Origin of the sequence: Novosphingobium sp. ERN07 (assembly GCF_012641335.1) — a bacterium.
Taxonomy (GTDB): Bacteria; Pseudomonadota; Alphaproteobacteria; order Sphingomonadales; family Sphingomonadaceae; genus Novosphingobium.
Genome location: NZ_JABAID010000001.1, coordinates 316,521 through 330,980 on the forward strand (window position 1 = coordinate 316,521; position 14,460 = coordinate 330,980).

12 protein-coding genes are annotated in these 14,460 nt (G+C 61.6%); 7 read left to right on the top strand and 5 right to left on the bottom strand.

Annotated features, from left to right (window positions below; genetic code table 11):
* Nucleotides 1-49 precede the first annotated feature (49 nt).
* From rpoB to HGI47_RS01615, 3 genes are all read right to left on the bottom strand, one after another.
* Entirely contained in the window at nt 50-4,210 is a 4,161-nt protein-coding gene (gene rpoB, locus HGI47_RS01605) for a DNA-directed RNA polymerase subunit beta (RefSeq protein ID WP_168851014.1), read from the bottom strand.
* Nucleotides 4,211-4,229: 19 nt separating this feature from the next.
* On the bottom strand, nt 4,230-4,661 hold the full coding sequence (locus HGI47_RS01610) for a hypothetical protein (RefSeq protein WP_168851015.1): 432 nt from the start codon (nt 4,659-4,661) through the stop codon (nt 4,230-4,232).
* A 154-nt stretch (nt 4,662-4,815) separates the two neighbouring features.
* Nucleotides 4,816-5,064: a hypothetical protein gene (locus tag HGI47_RS01615; RefSeq protein ID WP_168851016.1), complete on the bottom strand. Its 249-nt coding sequence runs from the start codon at nt 5,062-5,064 to the stop codon at nt 4,816-4,818.
* Here HGI47_RS01615 and HGI47_RS01620 point away from each other — a divergent pair.
* The 3 genes from HGI47_RS01620 to rplL all read left to right on the top strand — a co-directional run bounded on the left by HGI47_RS01620 (nt 5,063) and on the right by rplL (nt 6,989).
* Nucleotides 5,063-5,623, top strand: coding sequence for a hypothetical protein (locus tag HGI47_RS01620; RefSeq protein ID WP_168851017.1), 561 nt, complete (start codon nt 5,063-5,065; stop codon nt 5,621-5,623). The two genes, HGI47_RS01615 and HGI47_RS01620, sit on opposite strands and share 2 nt — an antisense overlap.
* Nucleotides 5,624-6,029: 406 nt before the next feature.
* A complete protein-coding gene (gene rplJ, locus HGI47_RS01625; protein WP_168851018.1) occupies nt 6,030-6,542 on the top strand; it encodes a 50S ribosomal protein L10 in 513 nt (170 codons plus the stop codon).
* Between the two features lie 72 nt (nt 6,543-6,614).
* Nucleotides 6,615-6,989 carry a 50S ribosomal protein L7/L12 gene (rplL, locus tag HGI47_RS01630; protein WP_168851019.1) on the top strand — a complete coding sequence of 125 codons (375 nt, stop codon included), beginning with the start codon at nt 6,615-6,617 and terminating at the stop codon, nt 6,987-6,989.
* Between the two features lie 76 nt (nt 6,990-7,065).
* On the opposite strand, the gene HGI47_RS01635 is transcribed toward rplL, so the two are convergent.
* The gene (locus tag HGI47_RS01635; RefSeq protein WP_168851020.1) at nt 7,066-8,397 is read right to left on the bottom strand and encodes a HAMP domain-containing sensor histidine kinase; all 1,332 of its coding nucleotides are present in this window, start codon (nt 8,395-8,397) and stop codon (nt 7,066-7,068) included.
* A gap of 246 nt (nt 8,398-8,643) precedes the next feature.
* On the opposite strand from HGI47_RS01635, the gene HGI47_RS01640 reads away from it, so the two are divergent.
* The 4 genes from HGI47_RS01640 (at nt 8,644) to HGI47_RS01655 (ending at nt 13,970) form a co-directional block, all read left to right on the top strand.
* Nucleotides 8,644-10,035: an MATE family efflux transporter gene (locus HGI47_RS01640; protein ID WP_240949910.1), complete on the top strand. Its 1,392-nt coding sequence runs from the start codon at nt 8,644-8,646 to the stop codon at nt 10,033-10,035.
* Nucleotides 10,036-10,185: 150 nt separating this feature from the next.
* Complete coding sequence (gene groES, locus HGI47_RS01645; protein ID WP_168851021.1) at nt 10,186-10,473, top strand: co-chaperone GroES; 288 nt, start codon at nt 10,186-10,188, stop codon at nt 10,471-10,473.
* Between the two features lie 47 nt (nt 10,474-10,520).
* Nucleotides 10,521-12,164: a chaperonin GroEL gene (gene groL, locus HGI47_RS01650; protein WP_168851022.1), complete on the top strand. Its 1,644-nt coding sequence runs from the start codon at nt 10,521-10,523 to the stop codon at nt 12,162-12,164.
* Nucleotides 12,165-12,311: 147 nt separating this feature from the next.
* The gene (locus HGI47_RS01655; protein WP_240949911.1) at nt 12,312-13,970 is read left to right on the top strand and encodes an ATP-binding protein; all 1,659 of its coding nucleotides are present in this window, start codon (nt 12,312-12,314) and stop codon (nt 13,968-13,970) included.
* Here HGI47_RS01655 and HGI47_RS01660 read toward each other — a convergent pair.
* Nucleotides 13,960-14,457 (bottom strand): GNAT family N-acetyltransferase, encoded by a 498-nt coding sequence (locus HGI47_RS01660; RefSeq protein ID WP_240949912.1) that lies wholly within the window; start codon nt 14,455-14,457, stop codon nt 13,960-13,962. The genes HGI47_RS01655 and HGI47_RS01660 overlap by 11 nt on opposite strands.
* Nucleotides 14,458-14,460 lie beyond the last annotated feature (3 nt).

Genomic DNA, 14,460 nt, shown 5'->3' on the forward strand with positions numbered 1-14,460 from the left:
AATTTCTTTGCGAAGGGGAGGGCGGCGGACGGGCCGCCGCCCATGATCCTTACTCCGCCGCCTGCGCGAGACCGTCGTCGTCGGTGTCGTCGATCGACGACAGTTCGACGTTGAGGCCGAGCGAGCGCATTTCCTTGACGAGCACGTTGAAGCTTTCGGGAATGCCGGCCTCGAAGGTATCGTCGCCCTTGACGATTGCTTCGTAGACCTTGGTGCGGCCGACCACGTCGTCCGATTTCACCGTGAGCATTTCCTGCAGCGTATAAGCCGCGCCATAGGCCTGAAGCGCCCATACCTCCATTTCACCGAAGCGCTGGCCACCGAACTGCGCCTTACCACCCAGCGGCTGCTGCGTGACGAGCGAGTACGGCCCGATGGAACGGGCGTGGATCTTGTCGTCGACGAGGTGGTGCAGCTTCAGCACGTACTTCATGCCCACGGTAACCTTGCGGTCGAAGGCATCGCCGGTGCGACCGTCGAACAGCGTGACCTGACCCGATTCATCGAGGCCAGCCAGACGCAGCATGTCGGTCACGTCCTTTTCAACGGCGCCGTCGAACACCGGCGAACCCATCGGCACGCCAAGGCGGACCGACTGGGCGAAGTCGATGATCTGTTCGTCGCTGCGCGCGGCGATTTCGTCAGTGTAGTTGCTGCCGTAGATCTCCGAGAGCAGTTCGCGCACCGCTTCCGGCGGTTGACCAGCTTCGGGGTTCGGGTTGGCTTCGCGCCACGAATCCAGAGCGGCACCGATACGCTTGCCCAAGCCGCGCGCGGCCCAGCCAAGGTGCGTTTCAAAGATCTGCCCGACGTTCATGCGCGACGGCACGCCCAGCGGGTTGAGCACGAAATCAACCGGCGTGCCGTCTTCGAGGAACGGCATGTCTTCCTGCGGCAGGATGCGGCTGATGATGCCCTTGTTACCGTGACGGCCGGCCATCTTGTCGCCCGGCTGCAGCTTACGCTTCACCGCGACGAAGACCTTGACCATCTTGAGCACGCCAGGGGCGAGTTCATCACCACGTTCGAGCTTTTCCTTGCGGTCCTCGAACTTCTCCTGGATCGCCTTCACCGCCGTGTCGTATTGCGCCTTGACTGCTTCCAGCTGCTGCTGGCGCGCATCGTCGGCCACGGCGAACTTCCACCATTCGTAGCGTTCGACATCGGCAAGCACCTGCTCGTCGATGACTTCGCCCTTCTTGATGCCCTTGGGCGCCGCTGCCGAAACCTGTCCGAGCAGCATGTCCTTGAGGCGATTGAAGGTTGCGCGGTTGAGAATGGCGCGCTCGTCCTCGCGGTCCTTGGCGAGGCGTTCGATTTCCTCGTTCTGGATCGCGCGGGTACGGTCGTCGATCTCGATACCGTGGCGGTTGAAGACGCGCACGTCGACAATAGTCCCAGCAACGCCCGGCGGCAGGCGGAGCGAAGTGTCGCGCACGTCGCTGGCTTTTTCACCGAAGATCGCGCGGAGCAGCTTTTCTTCTGGCGTCATCGGCGATTCACCCTTCGGGGTGATCTTGCCGACGAGGATGTCACCGGGGTGAACTTCAGCGCCGATATAGACGATGCCCGCTTCGTCGAGGTTGCGCAGCGCTTCCTCGCCGACGTTCGGGATGTCGCGGGTGATGTCTTCAGGCCCAAGTTTGGTATCGCGGGCCATGACTTCGAACTCCTCGATATGGATCGAGGTGAAGACGTCTTCCTTCACGATGCGTTCGCTGATCAGGATCGAGTCTTCGTAGTTGTAGCCGTTCCAGGGCATGAACGCGACGAGCACGTTGCGACCCAGCGCCAGCTCGCCGAACTCGGTCGAGGGACCGTCGGCGATGATGTCACCCTTCTCGATCAGGTCGCCCACCTTCACCAGCGGACGCTGGTTGATGCAGGTCGACTGGTTCGAGCGTTCGAACTTCTGCAGGCGGTAGATGTCGACGCCCGACTGGCCGGGTTCGATATCGCCCGAGGCGCGGATCACGATACGGGTTGCGTCAACCTGATCGACCACGCCGGAGCGCAGCGCCGAGATTGCCGCGCCCGAATCGCGGGCAACCGTTTCTTCCATGCCGGTGCCGACGAAAGGCGCATCCGCCTTAATCAGCGGAACGGCCTGACGCTGCATGTTCGAGCCCATGAGCGCGCGGTTCGCGTCGTCGTTTTCCAGGAACGGAATGAGCGAAGCGGCCACCGACACAAGCTGCTTGGGGCTGACGTCCATCAGCGTAACCTGATCGCGCGGGCTCATCACGAATTCGCCGTTCTGGCGAGCCGAGACGAGTTCTTCGACGAACGAACCATCTTCGGTCAGTTCGGCCGAAGCCTGCGCGACGGTGTGCTTCTGCTCTTCCATCGCGGAAAGATAGATGACGTCCTTGGACACCTTGTTGTCCACGACCTTGCGGTACGGCGTTTCGATGAAGCCGTACTTGTTGACGCGGGCGAAGGTCGACAGTGAGTTGATCAGACCGATGTTCGGGCCTTCCGGCGTTTCAATCGGGCAGATGCGGCCATAGTGCGTGGGGTGAACGTCGCGCACTTCAAAGCCTGCGCGCTCACGCGTGAGACCGCCCGGCCCCAATGCCGAAACGCGACGCTTGTGCGTCACTTCGGAGAGCGGATTGGTTTGATCCATGAACTGCGAGAGCTGCGAGGAGCCGAAGAATTCGCGCACAGCAGCCACGGCCGGCTTTGCGTTGATCAGGTCGTTCGGCATGACGGTGGAGACGTCAACCGACGACATGCGCTCCTTCACGGCGCGCTCCATGCGGAGCAGGCCGACGCGGTACTGGTTTTCCAGCAGTTCGCCCACCGAACGCACGCGGCGGTTGCCGAGGTTGTCGATATCGTCGATTTCGCCCTTGCCGTCCTTGAGGTTCACCAGTTCCTTGACCACGGCGAGGATGTCCTCGGTGCGCAGGGTGGTGACCGTGTCTTCGCATTCCAGCGCAAGACGCATGTTCAGCTTGACGCGGCCCACAGCCGAAAGGTCATAGCGGTCAGCATCGAAGAACAGGCCGTCGAACAGCGCTTCGGCGGTTTCGCGCGTCGGCGGCTCGCCGGGTCGCATGACGCGATAGATATCGGCTAGCGCGTGATCGCGATCCGGTGCCTTGTCGGCCTTGAGCGTATTGCGGATCCAGGGACCGGTCGAAACGTGGTCGATGTCGAGCAGTTCGAGGCTGTCGATCCCGGCCTTGTCGAGCAGATCGAGGTTTTCCGGCGAAACTTCGTCACCGGCTTCGATCCAGATACGGCCCGTCGATTCATCGATCAGATCGCGTGCAGCATAGCGGCCGAAGATTTCCTCGGTCGGGATCAGCAGTTCTTCCAGACCGTCCTTGGCCGCCTTGTTCGCGGCACGCGGGCTGATCTTCTGGCCTGCGGGGAAGATCACTTCGCCCGACTTGGCATCGACGATGTCGAACATCGGCTTCGATCCGCGCCACTGTTCAAGCACGAAAGGAACTTTCCAGCCGCCTTCGGCGCGCGCCCACTTCACGATATCGTAGAAATGGTGGAGAATGCCTTCATCGCTCAGGCCCAGCGCATGAAGCAGCGCGGTGACCGGCAGTTTGCGCTTGCGGTCGATACGGACGTTGACGATGTCCTTGGCGTCGAATTCGAAATCGAGCCACGACCCGCGATAGGGGATCACGCGGGCAGCGAAGAGGTACTTGCCCGAAGAGTGCGTCTTGCCACGGTCATGGTCGAACAGCACGCCCGGCGAACGGTGCATCTGCGAAACGATCACGCGCTCGGTGCCGTTGATGAAGAAGGTGCCGTTCTCGGTCATGAGCGGGATGTCGCCCATGTAGACGTCCTGCTCCTTGATATCGATGAGCGACTTGGTTTCCGTCTCGGCGTCCACTTCGAACGTGGCGAGCTTCAGCGTCACCTTCATCGGCGCAGCATAAGTGATGCCGCGCTGGCGACATTCGTTCACGTCATACTTCGGAGCTTCGAGAACGTAACCGTCGCGCTCCTTGATATCGAGGCTGGCGGTGCCGGCGAAATCCTGAATCGGGAAGACCGAGCGCAGCGTCTTTTCGAGGCCCGAGACGTAGCCGATGGACGGATCGGAGCGAAGGAATTGCTCATACGATTCGCGCTGAACCTCGATCAGGTTCGGCATCTGCACGACTTCGTGGATATCGCCGAAGATCTTGCGGATGCGCTTCTTCACGCCGGGGCGGTTGGCTGTCTTGGTAACCATAAAGGTTGCGAGCCTCTTCTCAACAAATGGCCGGAAAACCGGCGGAAATTCTGCCACGCGCAAGGATGGCACCATCAAACGGGAAAAGGCCGCACAGCGCACAGCTTTCCGTTGAACGGAAGCTATGGCCCGCAGCCTTTCGCGTCAGATGGTAAGTCCGTTGCTTCCTTCCCGAGCCATCCCCTGCGCATGGGACGGCCTTGCTCGAAGCATTGGACAGGCGCGGCATATAGGTGAGGTATGGCCCGAAGTCAAAGGCCTGTTCAGCGTTGCCTGAGAAAGCTGGAAAAGCCGATTCCGATATCGGCAGAGTAATCACAAGAACAAAGCTTATTCCTGAACCGCCGTTCATAATCATTGTTCTGGAGAGGAAATTACCGTGGCCTAATCTCAATTCAGGGGCAATAATGGCTCGATTCATCGCCAATAAGGAACCCGAATCGCGTTTCACCGCGTTTTCCGGGCATGACACATTTCAGCCCCTTATCGCCCCGCGGCTCCATGACGATTTCAGCCATGCTGCTGCTTTCTTCCGCTATGGCCCACGCTCAAGAAGTCGTGCTGCCGCCAACGGCAGAGCCGGTCATAGCCGCGCCCGCTGTGACTCAGGCAGCACCGGCCTCAACTACGCCGACAATCGTGCTGCCAACCGTTGAGGCAAGCCCGATTGCCCCGCCGGTGGAAGCGCCTGCCACCACCACTAGCGCAGTTGCACCGCCAGCCGTCTCACGGAATGAGGCCGCTCCTGAGCGCCCAGCGCCTCGTGCCGTGCAGCGCACCGCGCCTTCACCTACCCAAAACGCGGTAGCGCCCGCTGCGCCGTCAACTACATCCGTCAGCACGGCAGCCAGCATGGCTGATTCTGAACCTGTACAGCCACCCCCGCTGAATGCGCCGACCACAAGCAATAGCGCAGTCGCTCCCGTTGCCCCCACCGCGCTCGAAAGTTCTTCAGATGGATCGGACTGGGCACTGCCTATTGGCGTGGGTGCAAGCATTCTGGTGCTGGGTGTAGCGGTTATTACGCTGCGCCGCCGCCGCCGTCCCTACGAACAGGACGTTGATTTCGTACCGCCTGTGATTGTGCCGCCAGCCAGCATGGAAGGACGCCCGCCAATGGCCGCCCGTATGGTTGCGATGCAACCGCCAGTCATGCCGCATCCTGCAAGCATAATGCCAACAGTTGCGCCCGCCGGAGCGCGGGAACGGGAGGCACTTATCGAACGGATGGTTGCGTCTGCCCCGGATGCGTCCAACCCTTTCACTTCGCGCAAGGCCCGTCGTCGCCGGGCAAGGCTGATCATGCAGTCGATGCCGGATGCGGCGATGTCGCAGCCTGCTGCAGGTCCTGAGCGCGCCGAAACGATACGCCCCGTCCACGCGCCGATGACCAGAACGCTCGTGGACGCCTGATCGGCCAGGAGTTCTCGGCCAGCAGTTCACCCGTCGCCACGTCGTGGTGAAGGGAAGCGATCCAGCCCATACCAGGCCGGGTCGCTTCTTTTCATTATGACGCCCCGATCAGGCAGCAATTGACTCTCCGGCGAGAATCCGCCAATGGCCCGCCCGACCGGCAGGCCGCAATGCCCGCCGATCATCCGTCCGAGACAGTTGGTGTGCAGGATTTGCCCGCACTTAATCTCCAACCTAGGCGGGGAAAAGAGTTTCAGGCCTTTCGCTCCTTTGGATCGTGGTGCCATCAGCGCTTAACCGCGCACCTCCTTCCCTTGTCACGGACTCGCCGGTGGTCTTCGGGCCATCGACAAACGTAGCCGACTGTCCGGTTTGCGCCGTGCAGTCATTTGTGAAGGAAAAAGGCATGGATCGTTCGCAGAAAGCCGAATCGGTCGCGTTCCTGAACGGCGTCTTCAACGAGGCTGGCGCGGTGGTGATCACCCGCAACCTCGGCATGACGGTGGCCCAGTCCACCGCCCTGCGCACGAAGATCCGCGAAGCTGGCGCGTCGTACAAGGTTGCGAAGAACAGTCTTGCCAAGCTTGCCATCGCAGGCACCGATTACGAAGGTCTGGGTGATCTCTTCACCGGCCCGACCGCAATCGCTGCATCGGTCGATCCGGTTGCTGCCGCCAAGGCAGTGGTCGAGTTCGCCAAGACCACCGACAAGATCGAAATCGTCGGTGGTGCAATGGGTTCGCAGGTTCTCAACGAAGCTGGCGTCAAGGCACTTGCCTCCATGCCCAGCCTCGACGAACTGCGTGGCACGCTCATCGGCCTCATCCAGGCTCCGGCAACGAAGATTGCCCAGCTCACCACTGCTCCGGCAGCGAAGCTGGCGCGCGTCTTCGGCGCCTACGCCAAGGAAGCCGCATAAGACTGTCCTTTCGATTTACGCTCGCTGCGCCAATCGGGCGCGCGGGCACCACAAGATCAGGAGTGAAATATCATGGCCGATATCGCCAAGCTCGTTGAAGAACTTTCGAAGCTGACCGTCCTCGAAGCCGCTGACCTCGCCAAGGCTCTCGAAGAAGCATGGGGCGTTAGCGCCGCTGCTGCTGTTGCTGTTGCCGCTGCACCTGCTGGTGCTGCTGCTGAAGCCGCTGAAGAAAAGACCGAATTTGACGTGATCCTCACCGGTGACGGTGGCAAGAAGATCCAGGTCATCAAGGAAGTCCGCGCGATCACCTCGCTGGGCCTGACCGAAGCCAAGGCTCTGGTCGAAGGCGCTCCGAAGGCGATCAAGGAAGGCGTGTCGAAGGCTGAAGCCGAAGACATCAAGAAGAAGATCGAAGAAGCCGGCGGCACCGTCGAAGTCAAGTAATCTTCTTTCCGGTCTTCCGGGCAGAATTACGGAAAGGGCGGCTCTGCAAAGGGCCGCCCTTTTCATTTGGCCTTCTTCAACTGGCCTCATCACCCCGGGCAACCGGAACGGTCACCGTCACTTCCAGTCCACCGTCGGGCGCTTTCGAAAATGCAAGCCCTCCGCCAAAGCGTTGCAACAAGCGATGCGCGGTCGGGACGCCCAGACCGAATCCCGCCGTATCGCGCGCCCGCGCCTCGTCGATGCGGTAAAACGGCGCAAGGATGCGGTCGAACTGGTCTTCAGGAATGCCGGGCCCGGTATCGGTAATGATCACCTGCCAGCAACCGTCGCTGTCTGGCTTCACTGCAACGCGCGCGCTGCCGCCATGATGCACGGCGTTCTCGATCAACGGATGCAGCGCCAGCAAAAGCGGCTCGCGCCAAGTGCACACCACCGCGCCGGGGGCGGCATCAATGGTGACCTTGCCGGGCCACACTCCGTCGCACAAGTCGGCCACGGCCAGTCCCAGATCCATCACCGCCGGAACCGCAGCGATGTGTTGCGCGCGCAGATATTGCTGGAGCGACATCAGCATCGCTTCCATTTCGTGCGTGCTATCGCGTACCAGCCCCGCGATCTCGGCATCATCGATCAGGTCCGCCGCAATCGTCACGCGCGCAAGCGGCGTGCGCAGATCGTGGCTGATCGCTTCAAACGAACGCGCCTGATCTTCCATCGTCGCGGCAATGCGTGCCTGCATTCCGTTCATCGAACGTGCAAGGCTGCGCAGATCGTCAGGCCCGCTTTCGCGCACGGGCACCACCTGCCCCTGTCCGATGGCATCGGCCGCATCGGTCAATTCGCGCAAGGGCCGGGTGATGATGCGCAAGGAGAACAGCGCAATAGCAAAGCCAACCACCGCCGTGATCAGCGTCAGTACCGTGGCGCGCAATGCAATCGGCCAGCCCGAAGTGATGTTGAGCGAGCGGAAGTTCAGCCAGTGCCCATTGGGCAACTGCATCGCGCCCACAAGATTGCCATAGCCGAACCGCGAAGGTTCCAGCCCCAGAAGCAGCCGCTTGTCCGCCAGCGTGGGCTCCCAATGGAGGATATGGGCATGGATTTCCCCGACCATGTCGTCGCTGGTCCCAGCTATGGCACGTGGGACGCGGGACAGTTCCACCTCAAGATGGCTGGTACTCATCGTGCGCGCCAGATCATCGGGCGCGATATCGTGCAGGCGGCTGCTCACGACCAGCAATTCCGCCACACGCCGCGCATGATCCTCGCGCAGGGTTTCCTTGTCGATCACATTGTAGAACGCAAGGCTGGCAATTGCCTGCACCGCCGCAAGCACAAGCAGCAGCGTCCCCGCACGCACCGCCAGTCGCGAAAGCCTTGGACCGTGATGCCAATCACGCCCCATCGCCACACGCCTGATGACCGCCAGCCACCGGTTCAGGGGCTTTGAGGGCGCCTTAGCCAGGTCTCTCGGCGCTTTGGCGGCATCATGCGCTCTGTCAGCGACTCTCTCCATGTTCATCAGGCTGTCACTGCCTGACAATACGGTCAACAGGCACCACACTGCGGACACGATTTGTGACACACCGCCGATGCACGAAACGATCAGTCCTGCCGGACAATCAGCTTCCCATGACGCGCCGTGCCGCCTATGCCCCGCCCCCTGATGTTCGATACGCCACCACATAGCTGGACCGATGAATTGCGCGCGATGCTTCGCCTCGCTGCGCCGCTGGTTGGTGCCAATCTGCTGCAGATGGCAGTTTTCGCGGTCGATGTGGTGTTTGTCGCTCGTCTCGGCCCCGAAGCGCTGGCGGCATCCTCGCTCTCGGTTTCGCTCTTCGGCCTGCTGATCTGGTCGCTGACCGGGCTTGTCGGCTCGGCCTCTCCGCTGATCGCCGCAGAGCTTGGCCAACGCCGCCATGCCGTGCGCGAAGTGCGCCGCACGGTGCGCATGGCCGGATGGGCCGGGCTGCTTGCCGCGCTTGTCGCAATGGGTATTTGCCTGCTGGGCGGACCACTGATGCGCCTTACCGGGCAGGATCCCGGCGTTATCGCGCGGGCGGTACCGTTCCTCGCCGTCCTCAGCCTCGCGTCGATCCCTGCGGTGCTGTCGGCCCTACTGCGCACGGTTGTGGCCACGCTGGGCAAGCCGGGTATCGGCACGGCCATCACCGGCATGGCCGTGGCGGTAAACGCGCTGGGCAACTGGGCATTCGTGTTTGGCAACCTTGGCGCGCCCGAATTGGGCCTGCAAGGGTCCGCGATTTCCAGCGTCATCACCAGCACCGCCATGCTGATCGCTTTTGCCTTGGTCATCCGGTTTGACCGGCAGCTGCATCGCTATCGCCTGCTGGGACGGTGGTGGAAGCCCGAATGGAAGCGCTTTGCCGACGTGCTGCGCATCGGTCTGCCCATCTGCGGCACGATTGTGGCCGAGGCAGGCATGTTCAACGGCGCGGCGTTCGTCATGGGCCGCATCGGTGAGGTTGAACTGGCCGCCCACACGGTTGCCCTGCAGTTTGCGGCAATAGCCTTTCAGGTGCCCTTCGGCGTGGGCCAAGCCGCCACGATCCGCGTCGGCCTTGCTTTTGGGGCGCGGGACAATGCCGCCATCGCGCTGGCCGGAAAGGTCGCCACGCAGCTTGGCATCGGCTTCATGGCGCTCTCAGCCGGTGTCATGCTGGCGTTCCCCTATCCGCTGCTGCACCTCTATATCGATCCCGCCGCGCCTGAAAACGCGCGCATGGTCGCCCTCGCGCTGCAATACATGGTCGTTGCAGCGGCGTTCCAGTTGTTCGATGGCGCGCAAGCCGTGGCGGCAGGGATGTTGCGCGGACTTCAGGATACGCGGATGCCCATGCTGATCGCGATTTTCGGCTATTGGGTGCCCGGCGTTTGCACTGCGCTGGCGCTGGGTCTTTTGACCCCCATCGGCGGGCTTGGCGTATGGATCGGCTTGCTCGTCGGCCTCGTCTTCGTCGCCGGGTTGCTGCATTGGCGCTGGCGGCAGCGTGACAGGCTGGGCCTTCTCCCGCACTGAAAGGGCGCTTTGCCGCATCTTTCATCGGGCTGAAAAGAATCTGCGCCAAGCCCATTGACGGCCCGACGGCATAGACCCATATCCCGCCCGCTGGCACTCTCCCCCTGAGAGTGCCAAGCCCCATTTTTAATATGGAAGAGGGAGCAACCCATGTCATTCCGTCCTCTGCACGATCGCGTGCTTGTGCGCCGCGTCGAAGCTGAAGAAAAGACCGCAGGCGGGATCATCATCCCCGACAGCGCCAAGGAAAAGCCCGCTGAAGGCGAAATCGTCGCCACGGGCACCGGCGCACGGGCCGAAAACGGCACGATCACCCCGCTGGACGTCAAGGTTGGCGACCGCGTGCTGTTCGGCAAGTGGTCGGGCACCGAAGTCAAGGTCGGCGGCGAAGACCTGCTGATCATGAAGGAATCGGACATCCTCGGCGTGATCGGCTGATCACGTTCCTGTTCTGAAACCAAAACACTTCTTCAAAGGAAATCAACATGGCAGCCAAGGACGTAAAGTTCGGCCGTGACGCCCGCGAACGCATTCTGCGCGGCGTCGACATTCTCGCTGATGCCGTAAAGGTCACGCTCGGCCCGAAGGGCCGCAACGTCGTGATCGACAAGAGCTTCGGCGCTCCCCGCATCACCAAGGACGGTGTTTCGGTCGCCAAGGAAATCGAACTCAAGGACAAGTTCGAAAACATGGGCGCCCAGATGCTGCGCGAAGTGGCTTCGAAGGCCAACGACGCAGCCGGTGACGGCACCACCACCGCCACCGTTCTGGCACAGGCCATCGTCCGCGAAGGCATGACCGCTGTTGCTGCCGGCATGAACCCGATGGACCTGAAGCGCGGTATCGACATCGCCGTTGGCAAGGTCGTCGAAAACCTCAAGGCCCGCTCCACCCCGGTTTCGGGTTCGTCGGAAATCGCCCAGGTTGGTATCATCTCGGCCAATGGCGACGCTGAAGTCGGCAACAAGATCGCTGAAGCGATGGAAAAGGTCGGCAAGGAAGGCGTTATCACCGTTGAAGAGGCCAAGGGCCTCGAATTCGAACTCGATGTCGTTGAAGGCATGCAGTTCGACCGCGGCTACCTCTCGCCCTACTTCATCACCAACCCGGAAAAGATGACGGTCGAACTCGAGAACCCGTACATCCTGATCCACGAGAAGAAGCTTTCGTCGCTCCAGGCGATGCTGCCGATCCTCGAAGCGGTTGTGCAGTCGGGCCGTCCGCTGCTGATCATCGCTGAAGACATCGAAGGCGAAGCGCTGGCAACCCTCGTGGTCAACAAGCTGCGCGGTGGCCTGAAGATCGCTGCCGTCAAGGCACCGGGCTTTGGTGACCGTCGCAAGGCCATGCTGGGCGACATCGCCACGCTGACCGCCGGTGAAATGATCTCCGAAGACCTCGGCATCAAGCTCGAAACCGTGACGCTCGCCATGCTCGGTCAGGCCAAGAAGGTCACGATCGACAAGGACAACACCACGATCGTCGACGGCGCCGGTTCGGCTGAAGAGATCAAAGGCCGTGTCGACCAGATCCGCGCCCAGATCGAAGTCACCACCAGCGACTACGACCGTGAAAAGCTGCAGGAACGTCTGGCCAAGCTGGCTGGCGGCGTTGCCGTGATCAAGGTTGGCGGCGCGACCGAAGTCGAAGTGAAGGAACGCAAGGACCGCGTTGACGACGCGCTCCACGCTACCCGCGCTGCGGTTGAAGAAGGCATCGTCCCCGGTGGCGGCACGGCGCTGCTCTATGCAACCAAGGCTCTCGAAGGCCTCAAGGGCGCCAACGACGACCAGACCAAGGGCATCGACATCGTGCGTCGCGCGATCCAGACCCCGCTTCGCCAGATCGCCGCAAACGCCGGCCATGACGGTGCGGTTGTTGCTGGCAACCTGCTGCGCGAAAACGACGAAAATCAGGGCTTCAACGCCTCGACCGACGTTTACGAAAACCTCAAGGCTGCCGGCGTGATCGACCCGACCAAGGTCGTGCGCACTGCCCTGCAGGACGCAGCATCGGTTTCGGGTCTGCTGATCACCACGGAAGCTGCGATCAGCGAAAAGCCGGACGACAAGCCCGCAATGCCCCCGATGGGTGGCGGCATGGGCGGTATGGGCGGCATGGACTTCTAAGTCCAAGCCAGCATACGCTGACCAAAACGGGAGCCGGAAGGAGCAATCCTTCCGGCTCCTTTTTTATGGCTTGTTCATATTTGGGAACCGAGTGAGCCGAACTGCGATGAACTGTGCCCGCCCTTCGAACGCAGCCGACCTTCGGCCATGATGGAACGGACGACGACGGCGTATGAATCGCAAAGAGCGGCTGCCGTTGATCGCGAGATTTATCGCATCCTGTTTGAAAACATGGACGATGGCTTTTGCGTGATAGAGTTTCTCGATGGTCCGCATGGGCCATTGAGCGATTATGTCCATGTCCTCGCCAATCCCGCTTATGAACGCCACACCGGCATTCCGAATGTCGTCGGGCAATACTTGCGCGAAATGGTGCCGGACGAAGCGGATGACTGGATCGCTTTCTACGGCCAAGTCCTGCGCACAGGGGAGCCGATTAGGTTCCGTAACGAACTCGTTGCTACCGGGCGTCATCTTGAAGTTTCATCCTTCCGCATCGGGCCTTTCGAGGATCGCCTTGTTGCGGTCCTGTTCAAGGACGTGACCGAGCGTGTGACGGCTGAAAGCGCATTGCACCAGCTTAACGAAACGCTGGAACAGCGGGTGGCCGAAGAACTGGACCAGCGCGAACGCGCCGAATCCGCACTGCGGCAGGCGCAGAAGATGGAAGCGGTGGGCCAGCTTACCGGTGGCCTCGCCCACGACTTCAACAATCTTCTGGCCGGCATCACGGGCGCGCTGGAAATGATCGGGCGGCGCCTTGATCAGGGCCGCGTGGCCGATCTGCCGCGCTACGTGGAAGCAGGACTTGGCGCTGCACACCGCGCTGCCGCACTTACCCACCGTCTGCTGGCCTTTTCCCGTCGCCAGACGCTTTCACCTCGGCCTGCTCAACCCAATCGGTTGCTGGAGGATTTCATCGATCTGGTGCGCCGAACGATGGGACCATCCATCGCGGTGGATGTGAACGCTGACCCGGCACTTTGGCCGACACTGGTAGACGCCAACCAGCTTGAAAACGCGATGCTCAACCTGTGCATCAACGCACGTGACGCGATGCCTGATGGCGGCACGCTCACCATCACCACGCAGAACGTATCGCTTTGCGACGTTGAAGCCGCAAAGCGCGGGCTGGAACCGGGCGACTATGTCACGATCATGGTCAGCGACGATGGCGTGGGCATCGCGCCTGAAGACATTGATCGCGTCTTTGAACCGTTCTTCACCACCAAGCCGACGGGGCAGGGCACCGGCCTTGGTCTCTCGATGGTCTACGGCTTCGCGCGGCAAAGCAACGGTTTGGTCCGCGTGCGTTCACGGCAGGATCAAGGCACCGATGTGCGGCTTTACCTGCCCCGTCATCGGGGCGAGATTGAAACGACAGCTTCTGTAGGCGCAGCAAGCGCACCCGATGCCATGCCCGGCGCAACCGTACTGGTGGTGGATGACGAACCCACTGTGCGCATGATGATGATCGACGGTCTTGGCCTGCTTGGCATTCACTGCATCGCTGCGGCAGACGGCGCTTCGGCGCTCGCCATGCTCGACCGGATGCCGCCGATCGATCTTCTTGTGACCGATGTGGGTCTTCCGGGCGGACTGAACGGTCGTCAGGTCGCGGACGAAGCGCGGCGGCGGCAACCCGATCTCGGCGTGCTCTTCGTGACCGGCTATGCCGACAATGTGGTGCTTCAGAAAGGCCACGCGGAGCCGGGCATCGATGTGCTGACCAAACCTTTCCCGATTGAGGAACTACAGCGAAGGGTCGCTCTGCTGCTCAGCAAGAAAGCCTCCGCTATCGACTGATCCGCTCGAACAGATCGACCAAGGCCCCATCGTCCAGCGGGTGTTCGTCATACCGCACGAAGCTAAGCCTTTGCGCCAGCGTAACCGATGCCACATTGCCGCGCTCGATCATGCAGGCAATCCGCTTGGTATCGTGGGTACGGCCAAACCAGTCAAGCGCGGCACGCATCCCTTCCTGCGCATAGCCTTTGCCCCAATGTTCGCGCGCCACGATCCAGCCGGCTTCGACCACATCATCCATGCCTTTGCCGAAGCCCCGCATCGAATGAAACACGCCAAGCTGGCCAACGAATCTGCCACCTTCCCGCTCGAACGCCAGAAACAGCCCATAGCCATAAAGCTGCCAGGATCCGGCAGCCCGCAAGGACCGGCTGAACATGTCGGTGGTCGGATCGTTAGGACGTGGCCCCAGAAACCGATGCACAAGCGGATCAGCCACCAGATCGCGCAGCAACAGATAGTCGGCGTGGCCAGGAAGGCGCAGCAATAG